Raw genomic sequence first — 25444 nt, 5'->3', positions numbered from 1 at the left:
AGTGTACATTATATAAATTACCGTACTTCTGATTCATATTGTTAGATTTAAAAGAGGTCTGAAATGCCAACTCCTAAGAAAAAAACATCCCGTTCTAAACGCGATATGCGCCGTTCTCATGACGGTTTGTCTGCTCCAGCAGTAGCTTTGAACAAAAAAACTGGCGAACTAGTTCGTCCACACCGCGCAACTAAAGGTGCTGACGGCGCTTTGTACTACAAAGGCAAACAAATCAGCGCAGCTAAGTAATAACTTAGAGTTAGGTTGACATCCATGGCAGGAATGTATCGATCTCGTGTAGCAGGGATAGGCTCTTATCTACCTGAAAAGATTCTTTCAAATTTCGATTTGGAGAAGATGGTGGAGACGTCCAATCAATGGATCGTAGAACGCACTGGGATCGAACGCCGCCATATCGCAGCCGAAGGTGAAGGCACATCTGATCTTTGCCTTCGTGCCGCTCAAAAAGCTATCGCAGACGCGAATCTCACAGCACAAGATATTGATATGATCATCGTCGGCACTGTTACTGGTGATCGTCAGATGCCTTCCACAGCCTGTTACGTACAAAGTAAACTGGGTTGCCGCAATATCGTGGCTTTTGATTTGAATGCGGCCTGCTCGGGTTTCCTTTATTCTGTTTCTATTGCTGATCAATTTATCCGTACAGGCATGTACAAAAACGTTTTGGTTCTTGGGGCCGAGGTTCTTTCTCGCTTTGTGAATTTCAAAGACCGTGAAACATGCATCCTGTTTGGTGATGGTGCGGGCGCTTGGGTGCTTCAACGCGCCGAAGAGGGTGATAAAAATGTTATCGCCTCCTCTCACCTTCACGCGGATGGTGATTTGGCCGAGCTTCTGACACTTCCAGGTGGCGGCAGTTTGATGCCTCAATCCCAATACGTTCTCGACAACAATTTGCACTACGTTTCCATGAAAGGTCGCGAGATCTTCAAGAACGCAGTTCGCACAATGGCTCTATGCTGCAAAGAAGCGTTGGAAGCGAACAACATGTCTGCTGATGATGTAGACTGGATTGTTCCTCACCAAGCCAACAAGCGCATCGTGGAAGCTGTTGCTGATCAATTTAAATTCCCAATGGAGCGTGTGATTCTTTACCTTCATGAAACAGGTAATACATCTTCAGCTTCAATCCCGTTGGCCTTTGACTGGGCCGTTCAAAATGGAAAAATCAAACGTGGTCAAACGATCTTGCTTACTGCATTTGGTGCAGGCTTGACGTCTGGATCCGTTCTATTGAGGTACTAAAATTATGTTCACTCTGGTATTTCCCGGACAAGGCAGCCAACAACCTGGCATGGGCCGTTTTTTATCCGATAACTTCAAAATCGCTCAACATGTTTTCGAAGAGGGCTCTGAAGCTCTGAAACAAGACATGAAAAAACTGTGCTTCGAAGGTTCTGAAGCAGATCTAGCTTTGACTGAAAACACTCAACCCGCTTTGTTGCTGGTCTCGACCGCGACTCAAAAAGTTTTGCGCTCTGAGTTTGGCGTAAAGGTTCACTCCGCAGCAGGTCACTCCATTGGTGAATATGCAGCTTTGGTTGCAGCCGATGTGATTCGCTTTGATCAGGCGATGCAAGCGGTGCGCACTCGCGGACAAGCGATGCAATCTGCAGTACCAGTTGGTCAAGGTGGCATGGTGGCTGTTTTGGGTCTTGAACCTGATCAAGTTGAAACACTTTGCCAATGGACAGTGAAAAATTCTGGTTTTGGTCCGCTGTCAGCAGCAAACTTCAACTCCCCAGGGCAGATCGTAATTTCTGGCTCTATGAAGGCAATCAACTGGTTGAAAGATAATTTTAAACCAGAAGCTATCTGGGCCGAGGCACCAAAGCGTGCGAAGCTGATTCCCCTACAAGTGTCTGCTCCTTTCCACTGTGAAATGATGAAACCTGCAGAAGACACTATGCGTTTGGTTTTGACCGCGATGGAATTCAAAACAGCGGCATTCCCTATCGTACAAAACTTCAATGCTAAATTTGAAACTGAGGGCGCAAACCTTCGCGAAAATTTGATCCGTCAAGTTTCAGCACCGGTGCGCTGGACACAATCCATGGAGACTTTAAAAGCTTCTGGACACTCTCAAGTTATCGAATGTGGCGCTGGAAAAGTTATCCAAGGGTTGCTAAAGAAAATTGATGGCGACTTCTTTAAAGTAATGACCACAACTAGCATGGAAGACCTCAAAACTATTGAGGATTTTTTGAAAGCTACGAGTCATTGAAATTTCTTGAGCTTTATTTGGAGTTCGGCCAGAGTGGACTCGCATAAAAACAATGAGCTTTTGCTTTAGTTTTATTGTCGTGCAGCTGGCACGCCGATGCGTCGGCGTTGGAACTTAAGGAAAAAGTAATGAGCGGAAATTCACTTCAAGGTAAGAAAATCGTAGTAACCGGTGGCAGCCGTGGTATCGGCGCCGCTATTGTTAAACTTCTTGCTGATGAAGGCGCGCAAATTGCCTTCACATACTCTTCTCGTGAAGAAGCTGCACAACAAGTTGCTCACACTCTAAAAGGCGAAGGTCACTTCTATATCAAAATGGACGTGGCAAACGAACAGTCCGTGAATGAGGCTGTTGATCACATCCTTGAAAAATGGTCTGACGTTGACGGCGTTGTGAACAATGCCGGAATCACCAAGGATCAATTGTTGTTGCGCATGAAAGCAGAGGATTTTGACTCTGTCGTTTCCACAAATCTTCGTGGAACTTTCCTGGTAACAAAAGCATTTACAAAATCCATGATGAAGGCTCGCAAGGGCTCGATCGTTAACATCACTTCTGTCATTGGCCAAACTGGCAACGCCGGACAAGCCAACTATGCAGCTTCCAAAGCTGGTACAGTTGCATTTGCTAAATCTGTTGCACTAGAATTGGCATCAAGAAACGTGCGCGTGAACAACGTGGCGCCTGGTTACATCGCGACTGAAATGACGGATGTTTTGCCAGAAGAAGTGAAAAATAAAATCTTGGAAAAAGTGCCATTGAACAAAATCGGAGAAGGCACCGACGTCGCTCAAGCAGTCAGATTCCTGCTAAGTGATGAATCCAAGTACATCACCGGCCAAACACTAAGCGTGAATGGCGGGATGTTCATGGAGTGATTTGCCCAAGGCAAATCACCCATGACCACGCCGAAGCCAAAAAGCGAAGGCGGGTTCCAGTTAATAAAATTATTTTAGTTATTAGAGTTTAAAAATAAATTTGCATGTTACCCAGGAGGATTAAATGGCATTGCATCCAAAAGTAAAAGACATCATCGTAGAACAACTTGGCGTAGATCCAGATAAAGTTAAGCCTGAAGCTTCTTTCATCGACGATCTTGGTGCAGACAGCTTGGATATCGTTGAGCTAGTAATGGCTATGGAAGAAGAATTCGATCTTGAAATCCCAGACGAAGACGCTGAAAAGCTTAAGACTGTTCAAGACGTTGCTTCTTACCTGGAAAAAAAAGGTAAAGCGTAGTCTTTATGACATCCCGATTTGAACGTCCATCCATTCCACAAAGAAGAGTCGTCGTAACTGGTGTTGGCGCCGTTACTCCCCTTGGTAATACCATTGAGGAGAGCTGGTCCAATGCAAAAAAAGGTGTGACTGGCATTGCCCCGATCACCAAATTTGATACGACAGGCTTCGATGTGACTTTTGCCGGTGAAGTGAAAGGCTTTAATGCTGATCAGTACATCGAGAAAAAAGAACAGAAGAAAATGGATGAGTTCATTCACTATTCAATCGCCGCTTCAAAAATGGCGGTTGAAATGGCGAAATTGGAGCTTTCTGAAAAAGAGAAAGCGACAACGGGAGTTATCATTGGTGTGGGTATCGGCGGGTTGCAAAACCTTGAAGAGACCTCCATCAAGATGAAAGAAAAAGGACCTGGACGTGTAAGTCCGTTCTTTATCCCAAGCGTGATCACAAACCTGGCTGCGGGTCAGGTTTCAATTTCCTTGGGCCTTAAAGGTCCAAATTATTCTGTTACATCCGCTTGCGCATCTGGCGTTCACTCTATCGGAGATGCAGTTCGCTACATCCGTGATGGTGTTGCTGATGTGATGTTGGCTGGTGGCGCAGAAGCGACTATCTGCCGTTTGGCCGTTGGCGGCTTCGCTGCGATGAGAGCTCTCTCCACTCGCAATGATGCCCCTGAAAAAGCCAGCCGACCTTGGGATAAAGACCGCGATGGTTTTGTTCTGGGCGAAGGTGCTGCGATGTTGGTTATTGAATCTTTGGAGCATGCGGAAAAACGTGGCGCTAAGATTCTTTGCGAAATCACAGGTTACGGCGTTTCTTCGGATGCGTACCACATGACTTCCCCAGCGCCTGAAGGTGCCGGTGGTTATGCGGCGATGTCCATGGCTTTGAAAGACTCCGGTCTTAAAGCCACTGATATCCAATACATCAATGCACACGGAACCAGTACTCCAGTGGGCGATGGTTTGGAAACTGCGGCGATCAAAAACCTTTTGGGTGATCACGCGAAAAACGTGATGGTCTCCAGTACTAAATCCATGACCGGGCACGCGTTGGGTGCGGCTGGTGCGATTGAATCCGCTTTCTGTGTGATGGCAATTCGCGATCAGATTGCTCCGCCAACTTTGAACTTGGATAACCCAAGTGAAGACTGCGACCTGGACTATGTTCCTCACAAAGCACGTGAGGCGAAGATCGACAACGTTCTGAACAACAGCTTCGGCTTTGGCGGAACAAATGCTTGCATGATCTTCTCTAAATTTAAAAACTAACGAAAAGCCCCTTTCAAACAGGGGCTTTTTACTTTGTACGACCTCAAGGAATTTATCATGATTATTTATATCGGCAGCGACCATGCTGGGTTGGATTTAAAACTTAAAGTGATGTCTGCAATGCCGGACATTGAATGGAAAGATCAGGGCACATTAACTGCAGACTCTGTTGATTATCCGGACTATGCCGACAAAGTTTGCAAAGAACTGACAAAGGTCGAAATCCTAAATCAAAAATCCGGAACTATCGATCCCTTGGAAGGCCCTGCGATGGGTGTATTGATCTGCGGATCAGGACAAGGCATGGCGATCCGAGCAAACCGCTTTCCACAAATTCGCGCAGCCCTTTGCTGGAATGAAGACATTGCTCGTCTTTCACGTGAACATAATAATGCAAACATCATTGCATTAAGTGAACGCTTTATTTCACCAGATCTTGCCGTGAAGATGATTAAGATCTTTTTAAGCACCAAGTTCCAAGGCGGACGTCACCAGACCCGCGTGGATAAATTGGCTACCGACACTGGTTGTTGAGGCTTTTAAATTTCCCCTATTCAAGTGATAATTTTTAAGCGTCGGCCATTTTACCGGCGCTTTCTTCTATTTGGAGTTTCATCATGCATTCGACGTCTTTACCACTATCTCAAGTTGATTCTGAAGTATTCGCTGTGATTCAAAAGGAATCCGAGCGCCAGCAATATGGCCTTGAGATGATCGCTTCTGAAAACTATACGTCGAAAGCCGTGATGGAAGCTCAGGGCTCCATCTTGACCAACAAGTATGCTGAAGGCTATCCAGGCAAACGCTACTACGGTGGTTGTGTTAACGTGGATACTGTTGAAACCCTGGCGATTGAACGCGCCAAAAAACTTTTCGGAATGAATTTCGCGAACGTTCAGCCGCACTCTGGATCCCAGGCCAATATGGGTGTTTACTTGGCCGCTTGCAAAGCTGGCGACACTATCTTGGGCATGGATCTGTCCCACGGTGGACATTTGACTCACGGTTCTCCGGTGAATTTCTCCGGGATGCTATTCAAAGCAGCCTCTTACAAACTGGATCCAGAAACAGGTCGTATTAATTACGACACCATTCGAAGTGTAGCCAAAGAAACCAAACCAAGATTGATCATCGCTGGTTACTCCGCGTATCCGCGCGTTCTGGATTTCGCTAAATTCAAAGAGATCGCCGTCGAAGTGGGCGCAGACCTTTTGGTCGACATGGCTCACTTTGCAGGTCTTGTGGCTACAGGCCACCACCCGTCTCCGGCTGAATATGCGGATTATGTGACTACGACGACTCACAAAACTTTGCGCGGTCCTCGTGGCGGGATGATTCTAACGAACTCTGAGGAAAAAGCGAAGATCATGAACTCACGCATATTCCCGGGAATTCAGGGCGGCCCCCTTGAGCATGTGATCGCTGGAAAAGCTGTTGCCTTCGGTGAAGCCTTGAAGCCTGAATTCAAAGCGTACAGCCAAAAAGTCATCGACAATGCGAAGGCTTTGTCTGAGGAGCTTTTGTCTCAAGGATTTAAACTGGTTACTGGCGGAACTGACAATCACTTGATGTTGATTGATCTTTCCGATCGTGAAATCACGGGCAAGGTTGCAGAAATCGCCTTGGATGAAGCTGGTATCACTGTGAATAAAAACACGGTGCCAAATGAAAAACGCTCTCCGTTTGTCACAAGTGGTATTCGAGTTGGAACGCCAGCTCTTACAACGCGTGGAATGGGAACTTCAGAAATGAAGCAAATTGGAAAGTGGATTGCGCAGGTTTTGAACAGCGCAGACAATGCAGACCTAAAAAACAAAGTGCACAGCGAAGTAAAAGAGATGTGCAAACACTTCCCGATCTACTAATACTGTCTTTTGGTCGAGGCAAAGCTCTATTCCTGTCAGAGAATGAGCTTTGCCAACCCTGCTGAATGACTCAAAAATAGGCATTTTTCACCCTAGCTTTTGCGTCGTTTTTTATACCATTTAAAGTCAAAAAATCCTTTGGATACGAGCCCTTGTGGGCTATAGTTGAGGACATGACACCAGGATGGAAACAACTAGTTAACTTTGCAGGATGCATTTTCGTCACAGGACTTTTAGGGTCTTGCTCGACCTATCACACTCCATTATCACGTGAACTCTCAACAGGTTCATACTCTGCCGGTCGCGAAACAGCTTCAGACCAACCACTGACAATTCATAACGAGGAACGCTCTTTTGATTGGCCTGTGGATAGCGCGCGCATGACCCGTGGCTTTTTACCAAACAAACGCAGACCTCATTTGGGTATTGATTTGGCAGCCCCTAAAGGGACGCCAATATTGGCAGCCCAGGGCGGAACCGTGATCTATGCCGGCCGTGAGTTCAGAGGTTATGGAAAAATGGTTCTGATCGAGTCTGGCGACGGCTGGGCCACATTGTATGCTCACTTCGACAAGATATTGGTTTCCGAAGGACAAAAGGTTCGCAAAGGCGAGGTCGTCGGAGCGATGGGACGCACAGGACGCGCAACCGGTGTTCACTTGCACTTTGAAATTCGCAAAAACCGTGGCCCCATTGATCCACTGCCACTTTTACCGACAACTTCAGCTACCGCGACAGCACAGCTGTAAAAAACAAAAAGGAGGGTCACCCCTCCTTTTTTATGCCCTAACTTCGGCTTCCTGGTTTTCACTTACAAACTGAATCAATTCCCGTAAAAAGGGCGCTACTTCGTTTTGATGTTTCAAGCGGTATCTTGCTGCTGTTTTGCCATCTCCCACCTTGATCGAGATGCCAGCCTTACCAAGAGCAATAAACATATCCTCGTCCGTGCGATCATCCCCCAGACATAGGATCTTGCTGGCATTTCCTTTTTCCTTCATCAACCAACGGACAAAGTTCCCTTTGTTGCACTCGACCGCTTTGGCTTCAACAATCTTATTACCCAGGCTGATCGAAACAGGTTCATTTGCCATACCAACTTGCAATTCATCATCCAGTTTTTTGGACTGAAACGCTGCAAAGTCGGTCGGAGACAATCGAAAGTGCCAAACCAGACAGGCCTTCTTTTTTTCAACAAACGACAATGGGACTCTTTCAGAGTAGTCGTTCATGATTCTCTCCACATGGGGATACCAGGATTGAACGTCTGTGGAGATACGACTTTCCCAGGGACCATGGGGCTCACGATAGAAAGCCCCATGTTCGGCAATCAATCCCAGATCAAGTCCTTTTAGCTGTGCATCCAAAAACTCCCGGGTGCGACCACTGATCACATAAACATCGGCATTCTGTCCAAGCTCCCGCAATAAATCCCGAGTCTCCTCCATCAGCACAACTTGTTCAGGTCTTTTGGCAATCGGCACTATAGTTCCATCATAGTCGATCAAAACCTTTAACCGGCCTTGAATCAGGTTCTGATTAAATTCATCTGACCATGCACTTTTCTGGGGTTTCAGATTCTTGGGAGTGATTGCCACAGATTGATGAACACTTTCCAGTTCTTTTAAAAAACCACGGGCCCATTTGCTTGATGAGTAACGGGATAAAATCGCCTGCAGATGCTCCATGCGATTTGTCCGCTCCTCCAGATCCATCTGATAGGCTTGATAAATCGCGTCTGCGATTGCGTCAACATCCCAGGGATTCACAATCAATGCATCACTTAACAATGACGCCGCACCGGCAAACTCACTTAATATCAAGACACCCGGATCCTGCAAATCCTGGGACATCACGTACTCCATAGCCACCAGATTCATACCATCACGCTTGCTTGTGACCAGCACGGAACTGGCTCTGCGATACAACGCTAAAAGCTCGGTTTCAGAAACAGAATTAAAAACGTAGTGAACCGGATTGTAGTCCGGCGAACCAAATTCTCCGTTGATGTTGCCCACAAGCTGGTCGACTTCTTTTTTTATTTTCATGTAGGCTGGAACTTTTTCCCGCGTAGGAATCGCCACCTGCATAAGGGAAACCTGACCGACCAACTCCGGGTACTTTCTAAGAGCCGCTTGCAGCCCCCTGAGTTTAAGTTCCAATCCTTTGGTGTAATCAAGGCGATCAATACCCAAAATCATAAACGGCGCATTGCCGTTGCTTTTATAAGACTCCACTTTCTGCAGAACCGCTTCTGAACAGGATTTTTCCTTAATTTCATCGCCTTCAATACTGATGGGATAAACACCGAAGTGAGTGGTGCGCCCATTGTACTCTGCGCGGAAAAAGGATGAATCCACACCAAGACAGGCTTTCAGACTTACAACAAACTGTCGTAAATACGAGTGTTCATGAAATCCCACCAGATCACAGTTCAAAAGTCCGCGCAAAATTTCCTCGCGCACCGGAAGCTGTCTGAACAATTCGGCACTGGGAAATGGTATATGTAGAAAAAATCCAATTTTAATATCGGGCACAAGCTCGCGCAAATACTCAGGCAAGGTCATAAAATGAAAATCATGAATCCAAACAGTGACTCCAGGAGTTGCAACTTTCGCTATCTCCTGGGCCATCAGTTTATTGGCTTCTTTATACTGCTCCCAATTTTTGCGATTGAAGTTGGCGAGATGACTTTCATAGTGAAAAAGTGGCCAGATAATATCATTCGCAAATCCGTTGTAGTACTTGTCATACTTGTCTTTACTTAGCACCACAGGATAGCAATCCAAATCCGGAAGAATCTTTTTAGCAGCCTCAGGAATTTTTGCGGCATGCGAAGCATCTGTTTCAAATCCAAACCACGCAAAGGGTTCATTCTGACAAACACCCATCAATGCTGATACCAGTCCCCCACTTCCTCTTTTCAAATCACCTTTGCTATTTATACTGAATGGCAAACGATTACTGACGAAGATTCTTTTGGACTTTGATATCATCAATTCCTCCTTTAGGATAAATGGCAGAGAACAAAGAAAGGATTGAACATGTCTGTAAAAACCAATCCATTAAATTCACACCGTTATAATTTGGGCCTCATAGGCAATTGCGCTTATTCAGGCCTGGTAGATCAAGACGCCAACATCCGCTGGTTATGCTGGCCGCGATTCGATTCAAGTTTTATTTTTGGGTCCTTGATAGATGATGAAAAAGGCGGAGAATTTTCGATCAAGCCTGCGACAAAGGATTTCAAATCAACACAGGAGTATATCAAGAACACAAATATTCTTTGCACTCGTTTTGAGACAAAGGATGGTGCATTTGAGGTGATAGATTTCGCACCGAGATTTAATCTCTATGAAAGATATCATAAACCCTTAATGCTGTTTCGCAAAGTAAAAAAGCTCTCGGGACAACCGCGCATAAACGTGAAATGCCACCCAGTTGGAGATTACGGAAAAAAAATTCCGCAACGTCTCATGGGCAGCAATCACATTCGCTACGAAGGACTAGAACAACCTGTTCGCCTTACAACAAATGCATCAATCAGCTATATCAATGAGGAAAAATCATTTGTGGTGAATGATGATCTCTATTTTGTTTTAAGCTGGGGTGTTCCCTTCGAAGCTCCACTTGAAACAACATTTGAAGATTTCTTAAAACGCACAGAAAAATACTGGAACACCTGGGTGGAACACTGTCATTTACCAAGTGTGTTTCAAAAAGAAGTGATTCGCTCTGCACTGGCATTAAAGCTTCATCAGTATGAAGACACTGGAGCCATTACTGCGGCCACAACCACCAGCCTGCCTGAGATTGATCAAGAAGGTCGCAACTGGGACTATCGCTTTTGCTGGGTGCGAGATACTTATTATACTTTATCGGCATTGAACTCTTTGGGTCAGTTTGAAGAGATGAAGAAATATACTTCCTTCATCGAAAATCTGGATATCGACAATCTTGAAAATCTGCAACCGTGCTATCGCATTGATGGCACCAAAGAGATGACCGAGATCGTTGAGGATCTCAATGGATATATGGGTAATAAGCCAGTTCGCGTGGGAAATCAGGCTGGCAGTCAGATTCAGCACGATGTTTATGGCCAGGTCCTGCTGACTTTCTTTAAACTTTACACTGATGAACGACTGAATGTTAAAAAATCCTCACCGCAAATTATCAAATCGATCCTGAAACACATTGAACGTTACATGGAGGCACCCGATAACGGAGTATGGGAATTCCGCGGCAAACAATCAGTTCATACTTATACACTGATGTTTCATTGGGCAGGGGCGCTGGCTGCAAAGTCGATCGCAAAATCCATCGAAGATCAGGATATGTTAGTCCGTGCGGAAAAAGCTGTTCAGCATGCTGCCCAATTGATTGAAAAATCTTACTCCCCTGCCAAAAAAGCATATGCGCAGGCGCTGGGCACTGACGAGATGGACGCCTGCATGCTTCAATTGATCACGCTGGGCTACTTTAAGAACAAATCACCCGAAGCGGCCATGGATCACCTGGAAGCGATTCGCAAGGAACTGGAGCTGTCTCCAGGCTTCTTCCTGCGCTACAAGCACGCGGATGATTTCGGCGTGCAAAAGTCAGCGTTTTTGGTTTGCAGTTTTTGGTATATCGAAGCCTTGGCAAACTTAGGGCACGCGAGTGAGGCCGAGAAGCTGCTCAAGCGTGTGATCACGACACAGAATCACGTGGGACTTATGAGCGAGGACTACGATGTCGAGATGAACAGTCAGTGGGGAAACTTCCCGCAGACATACAGTCACGTCGGATTGATCAACTGTGCTTTTGCGATCGACCGGGCTTTGAATTCCCCGGCTTTCTTTATTCACGAATAAAAAAAGGCAGCCTCTTTACTGGCTGCCTTTTTTGCATCTTCATTTTCTAAATGATTAGAACATGTTGATAGTTGCAGAGATACCTACGTTTGTAGTGTCTGCTTGAGCGTATTCTGGAGCGAACTGAAGGTTCGGATACAAGTATACGTCACGAGTCATTGCGATACCCAAACCAACAGATTGAGTCCACATGTTGTGGTCAAAAGTCGTTGCATCATCGTTACGGTAGTGATCGAAGCTTGATGGACGGAATACAGTTCTGAAAGAGAACATGTCGTTGAAAGCGTATTCGATGAATGGGAACAAACCGATAGAGTAATCAGAACGACCCGCACCACCACTGGAAGCAGTGTCACCAGCATTCGCGCTGTCATCAAAGAATACATAGCTTAGAGACAAGCTCAAACCTGGTTGCCAGTTTGTGTTCGGGATTTCACCCAATACAGTCCAGCTTGCAGACAATGAAGAGTTCGCTTTGTAAATTTCAGTCATGTACGGAGTTGTGTAGTAGTAACCACCAACAGATACGGATTGTTGCAAGTTCATCGCACGGAATGAACGACCCCATGAAACGTACGGAGTGGAAACAGAAGCTTTTCTGTAGCCATCTTGGTTTGTAGATTCAGAAGTGTTGTTTTGAAGTGGAGTATCGATGTTTGCACCAGCACCAAAACGAAGTGAATCACGTGCAGACAAACGGTATGCAACCGCGATATCAGCAGAAAGAGAAGTATTGGAATCCGCGCCAGATACACCAGCGTAGTTTGGACGAACTGGTCCAAATGGTTCTTCCAAGTTACCACCGTTGTACGTCAAATCCATTGCGATAGAAAGTTTGGATTTAGAACCAGACTCCGCACGCATTTTTGCATTTGTGATCTCTTGATCCAGATCACCTTTGTTTTGCTCGTCCTTTTTTTGAACGTCAGTTACTTTAACTGTGCTTGTGTTTGCATTTTGGTTTTCTTCAGCTTGAGCAGTTGCTACTACCAAAGTTCCCGCCAAAATCAGTGATGAAAGAATTTGTTTTTTCACCTGTTGATCCCCTTTTCGTTTTCTTTTGTTAATCGTTGTTAACCGTTAAATTTCTAACTTCATTTATTCAACGCTGCTGCTTTTCAGATAGTTGTCGTTTCACATTCACTACGATTTCATCTGGAGCAATCAACTGGTCCCAAAATGGAGCCAACTTGAATATAAGCAATGAAAGTGCCAGCACTTTGGTCCCATTTCAATACCATTTCTTAACAATAACCTAATATTTCCGCTAAGAAGACGCGTTTCAGCTTAAAAACTAAGCAGATTTGATTTGAGTTAAATGACCCAAGGGAAGCTCATTTTGGCTCCAGGATTGGTTTATAAATTTTCCACGCAAGGCGTCATAAGGGACTGTAATGCTACATGTTGTGAGCCCGGGAACGAGTTCGCATAATTCCTTCAGGGGGAATCATGGTGGATCGCGAACTATATAAAGAGACCGAGTTTCTGCATGAAGTGGGCACCAACCTGAATGCCGCACTTTTTATTATCGATCGATTGATTGAGGAAATTAAAGGTGAAGAAGGTCGCCTGGAAACAGACTCAGAAACAGAAAAGCTGTTTCATCATCTGGCGTCCTATCTGAATAAAATTGATCGCACCGTTAAAGAGCGGCGCACGAACTTGTCTGAAATATTAGAGGCAGAAAGAAGAGCCGAGCGCGAGGCATTTAAAAGCTCAAGAAACATGCAGTAAAAAAAGAAGGGAGCCGTAGGCTCCCTTAGCGAGGTCAACGCTCTTTCAAATAGAGTGGGATAGCAAATTTGAAGTCACTATCACAACCTCGTCTTGTACATAGTTTCTCTCTATCCTCCCCCGCTCGCAAGTCCAAAAGGAGTCCGTATCTATGTCAAACCTAGGCCTGGTACTTTCAGGTGGCGGCGCACGAGGAGCTTATCAGGTCGGCGTGCTATTGGCGGTGGCGGAAATTTGCAAAAAACTTTCAATCGACAATCCTTTTAAAGTCTATACGGGAGTGAGTGCAGGTGCGATCAACACTTGTGGGCTCATATCACATCCGGGGAATTTTCAGGAAGCTTGCGCGGCTCTGGAAAATGTCTGGGGGAGTTTACAAAGCCACGATGTTTTTATCTCTGATCCAATCTCCCTGACTCGCGGTGCTCTTCATTGGTTGATGGACTTATCCAGCGGAGGCATGAAGCGCACCCCGGGAAAGTCCTTGCTAAGCACGGCACCTCTGCGGGAGCTCATTCAGAAAAACTGCAAGTTTGAAAACATTCAAAAGAAAATCGAATCAGGAAAAATTCATGGCGTGGGAATTTCCGCTTTGGATTTCCACACCTCATCAACGGTCACCTTTATTCAAGGGGCCCAGGAGATAGAATTATGGGAAAGAGTACGAAGACAGGCCGTAAGATCCCTGCTCACCGTCGATCACGTGATGGCTTCATCGGCCATTCCGGTTTTATTCCCACCGACTGCAGTGGGTTCCAGGTACTTCGGGGATGGGTCGATTCGGAACTTCAGCCCCTGCGCTCCCGCCATCTACATGGGTGCGGATCGCATACTGGCGATCGGAGTCCGGCGCCAGCAGGAGGTCTGTTATACTACACACGAAACAGCACCTGCTCAGGAGCCCAGTGTGGCACGTGTCGCGAGTGTCTTACTTCATGCCATCATGAGCGATGGACTTGAGTTTGATATTGAAAGAATTGAGCGCATCAATCTGGCTTTAAGCAAGATTGCCTCGAGCGCGCGTAAAAACCTGACAGTGAAACCAGTGGACGTCGTCTGGGTATCACCTTCACAGGACTTTTCGAAAATCGCGGCAGAGCATGCGCACGAACTTCCCCGAATGATTCGCTATCTTCTGAAGGGCTTGGGCAGTCTGGAGGAATCCGCTGAGCTGGCGAGCTTTCTTCTGTTTGAAAAGCAGTACATTCAAACTTTACTGGAGATCGGATATCAGGATGGCATGACTGAGCAGGATAAAATTGAAAAGCTGCTGGGCACCAATAGACATATTGAATCCTCAGCAGCTCCCGCCTTATAGGCCGAGTTTAAATCTCGACCTGAATCCCCACTTCGATCACCTGATTCGGTGGAATTCGGAAGAAGGCCGTGGGTCTTTGCGCATTCTTGGACATCACTGCGAACAGACGCTCACGCCAGTGCGACATATGAGGCTCATCCGGTCGTGGTGGGCCGCCCTTGGTGGCGATAATAGTCTCACGGCCCAAAACAAAAGTGGTCTCGTTGACGTTGAAGTTGATGTCCTTGTTGCGGCAAGCCTCAAGGATGTGTTTCATCTTCGGAGTTTCCATGAATCCGTAATACGCAAGAATGCGGTAAAAGTTCGGAACAATCTCCTGAATGGAAATATTGTCTTTTTTGGAAACGAACGGAACCTCGCGCGTTTGAATGGTCAAAATCGCCACTCGCTGATGCAGAACTTTGTTGTGTTTTAAATTATGTAACAACGGCGCTGGCACACCCCATGGATCTCCCGACATATAGATGGCCGTACCTGGAACACGAATCGGCGGCTCACGCAGAAGCTTCAGCATGAAATCTTCTGTCGGCATGGAGCGCTCTTTCAATCGACGGAAAAGAACCTGGCGGCCCTTCTGCCATGTTGTCATCAAAAGATAAATCAACGCACCAATCACCAATGGCACCCAACCGCCATGCGGGATTTTATGGATATTTGCCGCAAAGAAAGCAGCATCGATAATAAAGAACACACCAAAAATACTGAATGCCTTAAAGAAGCTCCAGTTCCATTTTTGGCGGGCAACTTCATAGGCTAGGATAGTGGTGATAACCATCGTCCCCGTCACCGCAATACCGTAGGCCGCAGCCAGATTACTGGAGGTTTTAAACGTCAATACCAACCAGACTACGCCGATGAACAAAGACCAGTTGATGGCCGGAATATAAATCTGACCGATCTCCTGGGAGGAAGTGTGCACGATATTAATACGCGGACAGAACCCCAGCTGGATCGCCTGACGAGTAATTGAGAACACGCCGGAAATCAATGCCTGGGAGGCAATTACCGCGGCGGAAGTACTTAGACAAACCATGGGAATGATCGCCCACTTGGGAGCCAGCAAGTAAAATGGATTTTCAATTGCTGTAGGATCTGAAAGTAAAAGTGCACCTTGCCCGAAATAATTCAATACCAAAGCCGGCAACGCCACAAAGAACCACGCCATGCGAATCGGCGTTTTACCGAAGTGCCCCATGTCGGCATAGAGTGCCTCTCCACCAGTCACAACCAGGACGACAGAGCCCAATACCAAAAAGGCATGAACACCATTTCGGAAGAAAAATTCAATCGCATGATGAGGCCACAAGGCTTCAAGGATTTGCGGGTTGTTAAACAAGCCGATGGTGCCCAAGGTTCCCAGTGTCGTAAACCACAACATCAAGATGGGCCCAAAGATCACACCGATTTTTCCGGTCCCGTATCTTTGCATCAGAAACAAGGCATTGATGATGAAAATCGTGGTTGGAATAATGTAGGGATCGAACTTATCAGTGACGACTTTCAAACCTTCCATCGCAGACAAAACAGAGATGGCCGGAGTAATAACACCGTCTCCATAAAGAAGTGCCGCACCAAAAAGACCGAGGATGGTCATAATCCAGCGACGATGAGTGATGTCTTTCGTGTGCTGACTGCGCACCGCCAAAGCCATTAAGGAAAGAATTCCACCTTCACCTTTATTATCGGCACGCATAACGAACGCCATGTACTTCACGCAGATAACAGTAATCAGTGTCCAGAAAATCAACGAGAGAATTCCGATGATGTTCTCGGGAGTGACATTCAAACCGTACTCACCACCGAAACATTCGCGCAAGGCGTACAACGGGCTGGTTCCGATATCACCGAATACAATTCCCAAAGCCGCGAGTGAAAGCATCGCGAGATTGGCGTTTTTATGACCATGGTCTTGGTGTTCGATAGCGCAACTCCCTTAAGTTTTAAAAGTTAAGTGTAGGGAATCACGAAGCTCTTGTCAGTAGCTGGACATATGTTTGTAACGCAGCACTTCACATTACGCCTTCTTCAGTTGCCTTATTTTTGTGCGTTGAGGGAAAATAGAGGTTCAGGGAGTAAACTTATGTTTCGATCTGATCATAAAAACCTGGTTCTGCGGACCATCGCCCACTCCAAGTGGGCTCTGGCAGCATTGATTTTAATCGGGCTGATCTATTTTGAAGGTCGTCTGACTGATAAGACGCTGGCTGACAACAGCCACCCAGCATCAGCTACTACGACTTCTTTGACGCAATAATAGAATTTGCGTCGATTTTGAAAGCTGACAAGGCAGAAACAAAGTTTCTGAATCCTGTCGCCTGCTTCACCAACAACTGCTTGATGGTTTCATCTTGTGGCTCACCTTCGTCATTCAAAACCTTGGGAGCATTCATGATGAAGATACGTTCTGGGTAAATGAAGGCATTGCGGTAGCCAAAGACCTGTTGCAGATGTTCAATCGGACGAAGTCCACCAAACATCCAACCCAAGCCAATGAAACACACCGGGCGATACTCAAACGTTTCAGGAAACTTCATGTGATCGATGAAGTACTTCAAAGCTCCTGGCATGGAACCGTTGTACTCAGGACAAATAACGATCAATCCTTCGGAAGCCACCAATTTATCCAAATAAGGCTGCAATCCAGAATGGGTTTTTCCATAATGAGGTCCGGTATGAAGGTGTTCCTTAACCTCCACCAGATCAATAATCTCGACATGCTCACCCTGAGCTTCATAAATCCCTTGAACATAATGGGCCAACTTCAGCGTTTTAGAGTCCGGGCGATCGGTGCCTGCGATAATGTATTTCATTCGTAAATCTCCTAGACAAAGTGATATACCTTTCGCTGTAATAAAGGCAATACAGATTTCAGAAGGGTGACTTGGGAATGTCGAAAATTTGGTTTATCCTCAATGAAGGACAAGTGACAGGGCCGTTTGAACCAGAGGAAATTGAATCACAAATCGCATCCATGAAAGAAGTTTCTATTTGGGGACGCGGTCAAGGTGAATGGGAAACCCCGTCCAAATGGCGCGCCAAAATCAAAAGCCTGCCACCCGTAACTGCTGCCAGCGATCAAAGCAAAACCTGGCTGACACGCATCGAAGGCAAACCTTCCAAGACACCTGTGGTGTATTCAGACATGATCGCACAACTTAAAAAAATGACCGATCTCTCGCAGGTGGATATCTCCACCGATGGCGGCAGAACCTGGAAGGAAGTATACGCACTTCAACAGGTCGTTGACGATCTTGGCATCAGCCGCAGATCCCACCCTCGCGTACCGATTGTGGGCACGTTGGAATTTGAACCTTCTGAAACTTCCGCTTCCATCAAATGCCGCGTGATCTCCATCAGCGAAGGTGGTTTGGGTATCAACGATGCCGATGGCCTGCAAATAGGTCAGAAATTCTTTGCCACACTCTCCAGTCCGAATCTGTATCAGACGATCACCACCACTTGCGAAGTTGTCTATATAGGTAATGATGGTTATGCGGGTCTGCGCTTTGTGGGCTTACCGGAAGAATTTAAATCTTCAGTCATTGAATACGTCAGAAAGTTTGCGACGATTTCGTAGTTTCGCCTCACAAACTACCCGCAAGCTTTTAGTCCAGTTCTACTTTGGGACCGCCTTAGTCTTTTGACAAGGCCAGGAGCGAGTCCGCATCGTAATATTCATGCTAGAACTTTTATTCTCTCTATTAGTATCACCATCCAATGCGCCTGTTACCAACTATGCAACCGTTGTTCAGACTTTGCAGCAGATTCAACAAGCCAACCCTTCAACCACTGAACTTATTGATCTGGGCCCTTCTGATTCCGGTCAAAACATCATCGCCATTAAAATCGGCAATGGCGAAAGAGCCAACCTGATCGTGGGTACTCATCACGGCAACGAATACGGTTCGACAGCTGTGGCAATGGGTGCTGCAGATGCATTTGCAAAAAACCCAATCCAAGGTCACACCGTTTACATCATTCCGGTTTTGAATATCCCAGGCTTCAACAGTCGCTCCCGCTATGAGCGCGTTGGTTACAATTCAGTGGACCAAAACCGCGACTATCCAGGACCTTGTATCACAGGAAAACCTTTTAAATCCAAAGCCACTAAGGCATTGGCGGACTTTATCGATGCCAAAAACATCATCAGCTCTGCAACTTTGCACACTCACTGGCCCGCAGTATTGTATCCTTGGGGCTTTTCAACTCGTGACGTGATGACCAAAGATGACGCCACATTCATTCAACTTTCCAAAGATGCGGTTGTGGAAAGCGGTTATGATGTTGGGAACTCCAAAGACATGCTTTATGCAGCTGATGGTGCATTTGAAGACTATGCTTACTGGAAGCATGGCATCTGGTCTTTGTTGTTTGAAATGGGCACCACTCACAACCCGTCTGAAGCACAAATGGCCCAAATGGTTTCCGTGAATGTTCCAGGCCTTCGCCGCTTCTTTGAGAATGCTCCAAAAGAGCGCGCTAAAGATCATGCCTTCACTGGCAAATGCGATCGCAGCATCATGCAAAGAACTCACTTGGAATAGTCTGAATTCCATTGTTATTGCAAAGGCCGGCTTTAAGCTGGCCTTTTTTTTATATTTTCAACGACTCCATTCCGACAAAATGAATATGTCTAGCGTTCCCTAAGGGCCGCCACAAAACGTCACCTGTGCCAAAATTAGTCGCTAAAATCCTGTCAAAGCCAACACAGTCGCTTTTTATGTGGCTCAGGCCTTGCTCGTAGTCTTGCGGGAAAACTTTTAACCCGGAGGAATTACATGGAATTTTTAATGTCACTTGGTCGCGGTTTTACTTCAGGAGATGCTATCTGGATGTGGACTATTCTAGCTGCTCAGATCGTTTCTGTGGCTATTATTGCTGAGCGCTCTGTTGCGCTTTTCATGAATCGCAAAGTAAATCAAAAGGATATCTCTAAAACTCTAGCTGAAGATATCAAGGCTGGAAACCTGGATAAGGCTCTACGCCGTTCAATGCAATTGGGTATGACTCAACCATTGGGTGTTGTGGCTTCTGCCGGTATCCAAGCGGCTATCGATATGGGTGGTAAAGAGGAAATCCAACTTAAAATGGACGAAGTTCTTCTTGAAGAATCAACTCGCGTGGAAAAACGCATTGGTTTCTTAGCGATGTTTGCCAACGTAGCTACATTGCTGGGTCTTTTGGGTACGATCACAGGTTTGATCCACTCATTTGCCGGTATCTCTAACGCAAACCCTGCAGAAAAAGCGGCGATCTTGTCACAAGGTATCTCTTTGGCGATGAATACGACAGCTTACGGTTTGATCGTAGCGGTTCCAGCTTTGATCATGTATGCGGTTCTTCAAAACAGAGCGACTCGTTTGACAGAAGACCTGAACAAAGGCGCTTTGAATTTGTTCATCCAGCTTGGTTACCACTACGCTCCAGTTTCTGACAAAAAAGAAAAAGCACTTAAGTAGTAATAAAAACGCATAACTGAGAGGGCTTTATGAGCGCATCAGGTAACGGTAACGACAAATTAAATTTCGAGCTCAATATCCTGCCGATCCTGGATATCCTTTCTGTACTCATCTGCTTTTTGCTTTTGACTGCAGTGTGGTTGCAGGTCGGTACAATTGATACAAAACAGGCCATCGGAGACAACTCCACAGCTGGCGCGACAAATCCACCGTCCCTTTGGGTAACAATGGAAGCGGACGGCAGCGTGCAACTTTCTTTGCGCGATATCCCCAAGGCTAAAACTTTGGAAGAGCGTATTGCGAAGTCATCAAAAGGTTTGGATTTGGCGACTCTCGAGTCACGATTGCAGGCTTACAAAGCAAAATGGCCTGAGCTAAAAACAAGTGTTGTTCGTCCTGGAGCACAAACCAATTACGGTGATGTGATCCGTGTGATGGATAAATTGAAGCAAAACTCATTCGAAGGCGTGGGCTTGTCCCCACTAGGGTAATATTATGAGAACTTCATTCTTAAACACCAATCAAAAACGCTCCTTGCTGGCAGAAGCGCAAAGCCTGAAACCAGGCTCGCGCAAGAAATCTGGTGGCAAAGGTAATCTTGCATTGGCTCTGCCTTTGACATCTTTGATCGACGCTTTTTCAATTATCGTGATTTACCTTTTGATCGGTACTCAGTCGACCGGTATCGAAGTGAAATCCGGCAACATCAATCTGCCTTTGGCAGATCAGGCGACCAGTGTTGAAAAAGAGATGCCGATTTTAAGAATTGAAAAGGGCAACTACTTTATCAATGACGTACGGGTTGCAGACAGCCAGTTGGGATCCAAATTGGAATCTTTGAAGAAAGACGCCAAACAAGAGATCGAGCTTATGATCCAAGCTGACACCGAAATGAAATACGCGGACCTGGATCCAATCATCAAAGCTGGATCACTGGCAGGTATCGAAAAACTTAAATTCGCGGTGGTACCAAAACAATGAAAAACTTAAAACGCCTCCTCATTATCAGTCCAATTCTTGCGGGTACCCTGTTCACTCAGATCGCCCGCGCGGAAAAGATGAACTCCGACACGCAGGATCTTGTCGTCGGCAAGATGGAGCGCGTTTTATCGGCGATGGATAAAAAAGATCCATCGTGGGTCCCGACTCAGCAACGTCTGGCTGACACTCTGGCTGAAAGAGCGCGCACGCGCTTTATGCAGGAGATGGAGTCCAATTGTGATGGTTGCAAAGGATCCAAAGCGGACCGCCAAAAAGCGGTTGAGATCTATGAGAACCTGCTTTCCCAGGTTCAATTGAACGAACACGGTCCCATCCTGTTCCAATTGGGACATCTTTATCAAATGGCCGGTCAAATCGACAAGGCTATCGATCTTTTCCAAAGCATAGTTAAAGACGCTAAAAAGAAAAATATCGCCAAAGACATCGTCTCCCGTTCTCATGCGGAACTGGGCGATCTTTTATTCCAAAAAGCCAAATTCAAAGAGGCGAAAAACCACTACGTGATCGCACTCCAGGATAAGAACCTGCAAAACCGTGCGTTGATCACTTACAATATGGCATGGAGTGATTTCAACGAAGAGAAACTGGCTTCTGCCATCAAAACTTTGGAATCTCTTCTTTCCAAACCAGAACAAATCACTCGTGATACGGAAAAAGGAACTTCATACGATCCTGTGTTCCACGCAGATATCGTACGCGACCTGGGCACTTTCTATGCGCGCCGTAATATTTCAACTAAAGAGATCGCGCGTTTTGAAGTGCTTTCCCCTAAAGAAAAACGCAAAGAACTTCTTTTGGATTTTGCCAAAGAAGCAGACCGTGTCGGTCAAAAACAAGCCGCTCATGACATCCTAAGCCGCTACATGGATCAGGAAGGTCTGACTGAAACTGAAACATTGGAAGCCTTTGTGCGTATGGCACAAATCAATTACGACCGTGGTCAGGCAGGAAAATCCACTCAGGACTTCGCCAAAGCGGCTAAAGCTTTCAAAAGCACAGATTGCAAAGAAGCTTCCAAATGCGAAGAGCTTAAAAAAACCATGAAGCGCTATGTGACGGAGCTTCACCGTTCAAAAAAATTGAAACCTGACCAGGATCTTTTGAACGCGTATGTGATCTATTCCAATACTTTCCCGCAAGATACAGAGATGACCACTCGTGGTGCGCAAGTGGCAATGGATATGGGTAAACCCGCTATTGCTGCCCAGTTGTACCGTGCGATCAGTGACAACTCTGATCTTTCCGAAAAAGACCGCCAAAATGCTCTTCTTAACGAAGTTGCGGCTGGTGAAAAATCCAATGACATTGAAATTCAAAAAGCGGCTTACGTGAACTTCCTTAAGAAAGGAAAAGACGAAGGCAAGACTTTTGAAGTTCGCTACCAATTGGCGTACTTGAGCTACCAGCAAAAACAATTGAAAGAATCCGCGGTTGCGTTTAACGACCTGGCCGAAGATAAATCCGGCAAAACAGAGCTTCGCAAAAAATCCGCGGACCTGGCGCTGGACAGCTTGGCGCAACTAAAGAACGACGAGCAGATTCAGGATCTGGCAGCAAACTACGCGAGCCTCTTCCCTGCTCACAAAGCTGAATATGATTTGACGGCACGCAAAGCTTTGATGAATCAGGCAGCGGCTTTGGCAAACAATCCAAATTCCAGCAAATCTGACATGCGCACTGTTTTGAAGCGCATCACATCTGCGAATCTGGCGACAGCATCCGCAGAGGAAAAAGTTTTGTTTTACACCAACGAAAGCATCCTGGCGCAAAAACTGGGTGAAGATGCTATCTATGTGGCTGCATTACAAAAGCTGATCGCATCTGACATCCCGGCTCCGCGCAAAGAATCCTTGCTTGAACAACTGACTGGCTACTACGAGACCAAATTGGATTTCGTCAGCGCTTATAAAACGGCTGTTCGCTTGAAAATGCCAAAAGTCTCAGAACGAGACAGAGAGTTCCGCTTGGGTACTTTGGCGGACCTGGCTAACACCAATCCACAACGTCACTACCGTGCAGCCCTTAAATTGGGTCTTAAAGGTGACCGCTCCCTTGTGGTGCGCACTCGCCTAGTGCTATTGGCCTCCAATCCCGCAGCTGAGCTAAAAGCTCAGGCCGGCGAACTTCGCCGTAAACCAGCTTTGTTGAATGAGACAGCCCTTTTGGTTTACGCACGCCAGGGTATGACTGGAAACTTGAAGTCCGTTTTGGCGATGAAAGAGATTCGCAACCGTTCAGCGGCGCAATTTATTGAAAAACAGCCTTTCTACAACAAGGCGCTCAGCTTCAATAAACAGATCTCTTCCCACGGCATCAATGCGAAAAACGACCGTAGCATGCAAGCCGGCATCAAAGAGCGTATTAAGCTTCTGAGCCGTGCTGATAGCCTGTTGGCAGAAGCCAACCGCACTCGTGATATCACAGCTCAATTGATGTCCCTTGAGATCGTGGCTCGTGAAAACGATAGAATGGTTCGCGATTTGTCGAATCTTCCTATGCCGAAGGGTCTGACTGCCCAAGAGCAGGCTCAGTACATTGGGATCCTTAAATCTCAATCCAAGCCTTATTTGATGAAGGCCCGTTTTGCGGAACAACGTGAGACAGAGCTCTTAAACAGCTCCCCAGCCCTGGCGCAAATGGCTGCTGACTACCGCAATGCCCGCCCTGAGGTTCAAAACATCCTTAAACGCGAGATGACCCTCATCACTCAGCTTGAGGAAGGCGGCAAAATGAAGTCCGAAATCGCCAGTGCGCTAAATTCGTCACCGGCAAGTGCTTCTGATTTGGCCTCCGCTCGCAAATCAGTGGCAGCTGAGCCTAACAACGCCAGTGAGATTGTAAAACTTAAAACTCTGGAGACAAAAATGGGCCATCCGCTAATGGCTTCGTATCTGGAAGGCCGTTTAAATCAATTACAGAGAGGAAAAAGCCTATGAAAAAGCTAATTCTATTGGCCCCTTTCTTGCTTTGTATGCTGGGTGCCCAAAGCTCCTTCGCTGCAAACAAGGCAAAGAAAGCTGAAGGCATGAAACCGCAACTGGGTACCTCCTTTAAACTTAACGGAAGCACACTGCGCGGGAAATACCAAAGCTCTCTGAATACGAAAGCCACGGTTGAAAACGATAAATTGTTAGATGATCTCCTGACCGGCAGAAAAGAATTTAATGACCGGATCCAAGACGATCAAAAAAGAAACTAGGACGTAAACATGAACGCAGCAAAACTCATCATTCTGGAAAATATCGCAGGCCAAAAGGTCCGCACATTTGCCGTGGATTCAGAGTCCTTGAATATCGTGTATTTGAAGGACACTCGCCGCGTGGAAGCACTTGCTGATTTAAGTGTTCTTAAAAACAACGATATCGAATACAGCCTTATTAAGAAAATCAACCTTGGCAAAATGAATGAACAAGGTGAAATTCTGCAAGGATTGGGTCGCGTAAGACTGGCAACTTTTGAAGACATCAACAGCCCTGTTCATACTTTGCAGGAAGAAAACGACGAAGAACAACTTAAGACCATCCTGACTCGCACAACTGTCGGTCACTTGGTTTTAGTGGGTCTTATCATGATGGGCGCTTGGGTTATGGCGACTTACTTCACTAAAAAGGACGAAGCTCCTTTGGTGACGATCGTATTGCCTAAACAAGAAACTCAGAAAGTCGTTCAACAAAAAGCACCCCACGTGAAGGTTTCTGAAAAGAAAATCAAACCTTCCAACAAGGTCTATAAACCAGTGGTTAAAAAACAACCTCTGAAAGTTAAGAAATACACAACCAACACAGCGAAAGCCCGCAACGTACAACGCGTTGGTGCCTTGGCTGCATTGGGCGGAACTCCAAAAGGCACTCGTGGTTACGAGGGTCTTGATAACAACTCCATGAAAGCCATCCGCTCTGCGGGTATCGGCAATGGTGGTGGCGGTGTCGGTTCTGCAGGTCGTGGTGGTGTAAAAGGCTTCCTTCCTGGCAACGGCTTGATCGCCGGTTCTGCGGGTGAAGGTGGTCGTGCGCAATCTGCTGGTGGCTACGGCACACGTGGTGTCGGCGGCGGTCGTGCAGGTTATGGCAAAATGAATATGGTGGGCGGAACGTCTGCTTCCAGCTTGCCACTTGATGCAGAAGCAACTGTTGAAGGTGGTTTGGATCTTGATCAGATCATTGCGGTGATCAACCGTAACAAAGGTCAAATTCTTTATTGCTACGAGAAAGGCTTGCAAGCTCAGCCAGCCATCGGTGGCCGTGTTGCAGTTGACTTCGTGATCGGGCCAAATGGTCGTATCTCGACAGCGCGTGTTTCTCAGACATCTTTGAACTCACGCCTGGTTGAAGATTGCATGATTGCTAAAATGAAAAACTGGCAGTTCCCTAAGCCGGTAGGAAAAGTAAACGTTGATGTTAATTACCCATTCGAATTGATGCGCGTATCCGCTCGTTAATTTGAACTACG

25 protein-coding genes are annotated in these 25444 nt (G+C 46.3%); 21 read left to right on the top strand and 4 right to left on the bottom strand.

The window, feature by feature from the left end; genetic code table 11:
* Positions 1-63: 63 nt before the first annotated feature.
* The 9 genes from rpmF to AAAA73_RS06640 all read left to right on the top strand — a co-directional run bounded on the left by rpmF (position 64) and on the right by AAAA73_RS06640 (position 7378).
* On the top strand, positions 64-249 hold the full coding sequence (gene rpmF / locus AAAA73_RS06680; RefSeq protein ID WP_088614632.1) for a 50S ribosomal protein L32: 186 nt from the start codon (positions 64-66) through the stop codon (positions 247-249).
* Between the two features lie 24 nt (positions 250-273).
* Positions 274-1269, top strand: coding sequence for a beta-ketoacyl-ACP synthase III (locus AAAA73_RS06675; RefSeq protein WP_340597416.1), 996 nt, complete (start codon positions 274-276; stop codon positions 1267-1269).
* Positions 1270-1273: 4 nt separating this feature from the next.
* Positions 1274-2248: an ACP S-malonyltransferase gene (gene fabD, locus AAAA73_RS06670; protein WP_340597415.1), complete on the top strand. Its 975-nt coding sequence runs from the start codon at positions 1274-1276 to the stop codon at positions 2246-2248.
* A gap of 128 nt (positions 2249-2376) precedes the next feature.
* Positions 2377-3126, top strand: a complete 750-nt coding sequence (gene fabG / locus AAAA73_RS06665) for a 3-oxoacyl-[acyl-carrier-protein] reductase (RefSeq protein ID WP_340597414.1) — start codon at positions 2377-2379, stop codon at positions 3124-3126.
* Between the two features lie 124 nt (positions 3127-3250).
* Positions 3251-3487, top strand: a complete 237-nt coding sequence (gene acpP / locus AAAA73_RS06660; RefSeq protein WP_142700235.1) for an acyl carrier protein — start codon at positions 3251-3253, stop codon at positions 3485-3487.
* Positions 3488-3492: 5 nt separating this feature from the next.
* On the top strand, positions 3493-4764 hold the full coding sequence (fabF, locus tag AAAA73_RS06655; protein ID WP_340597413.1) for a beta-ketoacyl-ACP synthase II: 1272 nt from the start codon (positions 3493-3495) through the stop codon (positions 4762-4764).
* Between the two features lie 57 nt (positions 4765-4821).
* Positions 4822-5298: an RpiB/LacA/LacB family sugar-phosphate isomerase gene (locus AAAA73_RS06650; protein ID WP_340597412.1), complete on the top strand. Its 477-nt coding sequence runs from the start codon at positions 4822-4824 to the stop codon at positions 5296-5298.
* An 83-nt stretch (positions 5299-5381) separates the two neighbouring features.
* Positions 5382-6629, top strand: a complete 1248-nt coding sequence (gene glyA, locus AAAA73_RS06645) for a serine hydroxymethyltransferase (RefSeq protein ID WP_340597411.1) — start codon at positions 5382-5384, stop codon at positions 6627-6629.
* A 173-nt stretch (positions 6630-6802) separates the two neighbouring features.
* Positions 6803-7378, top strand: coding sequence for a M23 family metallopeptidase (locus AAAA73_RS06640; protein ID WP_340597410.1), 576 nt, complete (start codon positions 6803-6805; stop codon positions 7376-7378).
* Between the two features lie 30 nt (positions 7379-7408).
* Here the strand turns inward: AAAA73_RS06640 and AAAA73_RS06635 are convergent, their stop codons facing one another.
* On the bottom strand, positions 7409-9625 hold the full coding sequence (locus AAAA73_RS06635) for a bifunctional alpha,alpha-trehalose-phosphate synthase (UDP-forming)/trehalose-phosphatase (protein WP_340597409.1): 2217 nt from the start codon (positions 9623-9625) through the stop codon (positions 7409-7411).
* Positions 9626-9673: 48 nt separating this feature from the next.
* On the opposite strand from AAAA73_RS06635, the gene AAAA73_RS06630 reads away from it, so the two are divergent.
* Positions 9674-11482 (top strand): glycoside hydrolase family 15 protein, encoded by a 1809-nt coding sequence (locus AAAA73_RS06630; RefSeq protein ID WP_340597408.1) that lies wholly within the window; start codon positions 9674-9676, stop codon positions 11480-11482.
* A gap of 54 nt (positions 11483-11536) precedes the next feature.
* On the opposite strand, the gene AAAA73_RS06625 is transcribed toward AAAA73_RS06630, so the two are convergent.
* Positions 11537-12517, bottom strand: a complete 981-nt coding sequence (locus tag AAAA73_RS06625) for a hypothetical protein (RefSeq protein ID WP_340597407.1) — start codon at positions 12515-12517, stop codon at positions 11537-11539.
* A 414-nt stretch (positions 12518-12931) separates the two neighbouring features.
* Between AAAA73_RS06625 and AAAA73_RS06620 the strand changes: the two genes are divergently transcribed.
* Both AAAA73_RS06620 and AAAA73_RS06615 read left to right on the top strand, forming a co-directional pair.
* Positions 12932-13216 carry a hypothetical protein gene (locus AAAA73_RS06620; RefSeq protein WP_340597406.1) on the top strand — a complete coding sequence of 95 codons (285 nt, stop codon included), beginning with the start codon at positions 12932-12934 and terminating at the stop codon, positions 13214-13216.
* A gap of 151 nt (positions 13217-13367) precedes the next feature.
* Positions 13368-14534: a patatin-like phospholipase family protein gene (locus AAAA73_RS06615; RefSeq protein WP_340597405.1), complete on the top strand. Its 1167-nt coding sequence runs from the start codon at positions 13368-13370 to the stop codon at positions 14532-14534.
* A 7-nt stretch (positions 14535-14541) separates the two neighbouring features.
* Here the strand turns inward: AAAA73_RS06615 and AAAA73_RS06610 are convergent, their stop codons facing one another.
* A complete protein-coding gene (locus tag AAAA73_RS06610; protein ID WP_340597404.1) occupies positions 14542-16413 on the bottom strand; it encodes a potassium transporter Kup in 1872 nt (623 codons plus the stop codon).
* Positions 16414-16614: 201 nt separating this feature from the next.
* On the opposite strand from AAAA73_RS06610, the gene AAAA73_RS06605 reads away from it, so the two are divergent.
* On the top strand, positions 16615-16788 hold the full coding sequence (locus AAAA73_RS06605) for a hypothetical protein (protein WP_340597403.1): 174 nt from the start codon (positions 16615-16617) through the stop codon (positions 16786-16788).
* On the opposite strand, the gene AAAA73_RS06600 is transcribed toward AAAA73_RS06605, so the two are convergent.
* Positions 16766-17344 carry an NADPH-dependent FMN reductase gene (locus AAAA73_RS06600; protein ID WP_340597402.1) on the bottom strand — a complete coding sequence of 193 codons (579 nt, stop codon included), beginning with the start codon at positions 17342-17344 and terminating at the stop codon, positions 16766-16768. The two genes, AAAA73_RS06605 and AAAA73_RS06600, sit on opposite strands and share 23 nt — an antisense overlap.
* Positions 17345-17421: 77 nt before the next feature.
* Here AAAA73_RS06600 and AAAA73_RS06595 point away from each other — a divergent pair, with 77 nt between their 5' ends.
* From AAAA73_RS06595 to AAAA73_RS06560, 8 genes are all read left to right on the top strand, one after another.
* Positions 17422-18111, top strand: coding sequence for a PilZ domain-containing protein (locus AAAA73_RS06595; RefSeq protein WP_340597401.1), 690 nt, complete (start codon positions 17422-17424; stop codon positions 18109-18111).
* Between the two features lie 100 nt (positions 18112-18211).
* Positions 18212-19078, top strand: a complete 867-nt coding sequence (locus AAAA73_RS06590; protein WP_340597400.1) for a M14 family zinc carboxypeptidase — start codon at positions 18212-18214, stop codon at positions 19076-19078.
* Positions 19079-19312: 234 nt separating this feature from the next.
* Positions 19313-19993, top strand: coding sequence for a MotA/TolQ/ExbB proton channel family protein (locus AAAA73_RS06585; protein ID WP_340597399.1), 681 nt, complete (start codon positions 19313-19315; stop codon positions 19991-19993).
* Between the two features lie 29 nt (positions 19994-20022).
* Positions 20023-20484: an ExbD/TolR family protein gene (locus AAAA73_RS06580; protein ID WP_340597398.1), complete on the top strand. Its 462-nt coding sequence runs from the start codon at positions 20023-20025 to the stop codon at positions 20482-20484.
* A gap of 4 nt (positions 20485-20488) precedes the next feature.
* Positions 20489-20974: an ExbD/TolR family protein gene (locus AAAA73_RS06575; protein WP_340597397.1), complete on the top strand. Its 486-nt coding sequence runs from the start codon at positions 20489-20491 to the stop codon at positions 20972-20974.
* A complete protein-coding gene (locus tag AAAA73_RS06570) occupies positions 20971-23931 on the top strand; it encodes a tetratricopeptide repeat protein (RefSeq protein WP_340597396.1) in 2961 nt (986 codons plus the stop codon). Before AAAA73_RS06575 ends, AAAA73_RS06570 begins: the two co-directional genes overlap by 4 nt.
* Entirely contained in the window at positions 23928-24194 is a 267-nt protein-coding gene (locus tag AAAA73_RS06565; protein WP_340597395.1) for a hypothetical protein, read from the top strand. Before AAAA73_RS06570 ends, AAAA73_RS06565 begins: the two co-directional genes overlap by 4 nt.
* A 9-nt stretch (positions 24195-24203) precedes the next feature.
* A complete protein-coding gene (locus AAAA73_RS06560) occupies positions 24204-25433 on the top strand; it encodes an AgmX/PglI C-terminal domain-containing protein (RefSeq protein WP_340597394.1) in 1230 nt (409 codons plus the stop codon).
* The last annotated feature ends 11 nt before the right edge of the window (positions 25434-25444 follow it).

The sequence above is a fragment of the Bdellovibrio sp. GT3 genome, from assembly GCF_037996765.1.
In the GTDB taxonomy this organism is placed as follows: Bacteria; Bdellovibrionota; Bdellovibrionia; order Bdellovibrionales; family Bdellovibrionaceae; genus Bdellovibrio.
This window is presented reverse-complemented; position numbering and strand designations above follow the sequence as displayed.

Coding starts and splice junctions, on each gene's coding strand:
- rpmF (WP_088614632.1), top strand. CDS start 64: ATGCCAACTCCTAAGAAAAAAACATCCCGTTCTAAACGCGATATGCGC.
- AAAA73_RS06675 (WP_340597416.1), top strand. CDS start 274: ATGGCAGGAATGTATCGATCTCGTGTAGCAGGGATAGGCTCTTATCTA.
- fabD (WP_340597415.1), top strand. CDS start 1,274: ATGTTCACTCTGGTATTTCCCGGACAAGGCAGCCAACAACCTGGCATG.
- fabG (WP_340597414.1), top strand. CDS start 2,377: ATGAGCGGAAATTCACTTCAAGGTAAGAAAATCGTAGTAACCGGTGGC.
- acpP (WP_142700235.1), top strand. CDS start 3,251: ATGGCATTGCATCCAAAAGTAAAAGACATCATCGTAGAACAACTTGGC.
- fabF (WP_340597413.1), top strand. CDS start 3,493: ATGACATCCCGATTTGAACGTCCATCCATTCCACAAAGAAGAGTCGTC.
- AAAA73_RS06650 (WP_340597412.1), top strand. CDS start 4,822: ATGATTATTTATATCGGCAGCGACCATGCTGGGTTGGATTTAAAACTT.
- glyA (WP_340597411.1), top strand. CDS start 5,382: ATGCATTCGACGTCTTTACCACTATCTCAAGTTGATTCTGAAGTATTC.
- AAAA73_RS06640 (WP_340597410.1), top strand. CDS start 6,803: ATGACACCAGGATGGAAACAACTAGTTAACTTTGCAGGATGCATTTTC.
- AAAA73_RS06635 (WP_340597409.1), bottom strand. CDS start 9,625: ATGATATCAAAGTCCAAAAGAATCTTCGTCAGTAATCGTTTGCCATTC.
- AAAA73_RS06630 (WP_340597408.1), top strand. CDS start 9,674: ATGTCTGTAAAAACCAATCCATTAAATTCACACCGTTATAATTTGGGC.
- AAAA73_RS06620 (WP_340597406.1), top strand. CDS start 12,932: ATGGTGGATCGCGAACTATATAAAGAGACCGAGTTTCTGCATGAAGTG.
- AAAA73_RS06615 (WP_340597405.1), top strand. CDS start 13,368: ATGTCAAACCTAGGCCTGGTACTTTCAGGTGGCGGCGCACGAGGAGCT.
- AAAA73_RS06610 (WP_340597404.1), bottom strand. CDS start 16,413: ATGCTTTCACTCGCGGCTTTGGGAATTGTATTCGGTGATATCGGAACC.
- AAAA73_RS06605 (WP_340597403.1), top strand. CDS start 16,615: ATGTTTCGATCTGATCATAAAAACCTGGTTCTGCGGACCATCGCCCAC.
- AAAA73_RS06600 (WP_340597402.1), bottom strand. CDS start 17,344: ATGAAATACATTATCGCAGGCACCGATCGCCCGGACTCTAAAACGCTG.
- AAAA73_RS06595 (WP_340597401.1), top strand. CDS start 17,422: ATGTCGAAAATTTGGTTTATCCTCAATGAAGGACAAGTGACAGGGCCG.
- AAAA73_RS06590 (WP_340597400.1), top strand. CDS start 18,212: ATGCTAGAACTTTTATTCTCTCTATTAGTATCACCATCCAATGCGCCT.
- AAAA73_RS06585 (WP_340597399.1), top strand. CDS start 19,313: ATGGAATTTTTAATGTCACTTGGTCGCGGTTTTACTTCAGGAGATGCT.
- AAAA73_RS06580 (WP_340597398.1), top strand. CDS start 20,023: ATGAGCGCATCAGGTAACGGTAACGACAAATTAAATTTCGAGCTCAAT.
- AAAA73_RS06575 (WP_340597397.1), top strand. CDS start 20,489: ATGAGAACTTCATTCTTAAACACCAATCAAAAACGCTCCTTGCTGGCA.
- AAAA73_RS06570 (WP_340597396.1), top strand. CDS start 20,971: ATGAAAAACTTAAAACGCCTCCTCATTATCAGTCCAATTCTTGCGGGT.
- AAAA73_RS06565 (WP_340597395.1), top strand. CDS start 23,928: ATGAAAAAGCTAATTCTATTGGCCCCTTTCTTGCTTTGTATGCTGGGT.
- AAAA73_RS06560 (WP_340597394.1), top strand. CDS start 24,204: ATGAACGCAGCAAAACTCATCATTCTGGAAAATATCGCAGGCCAAAAG.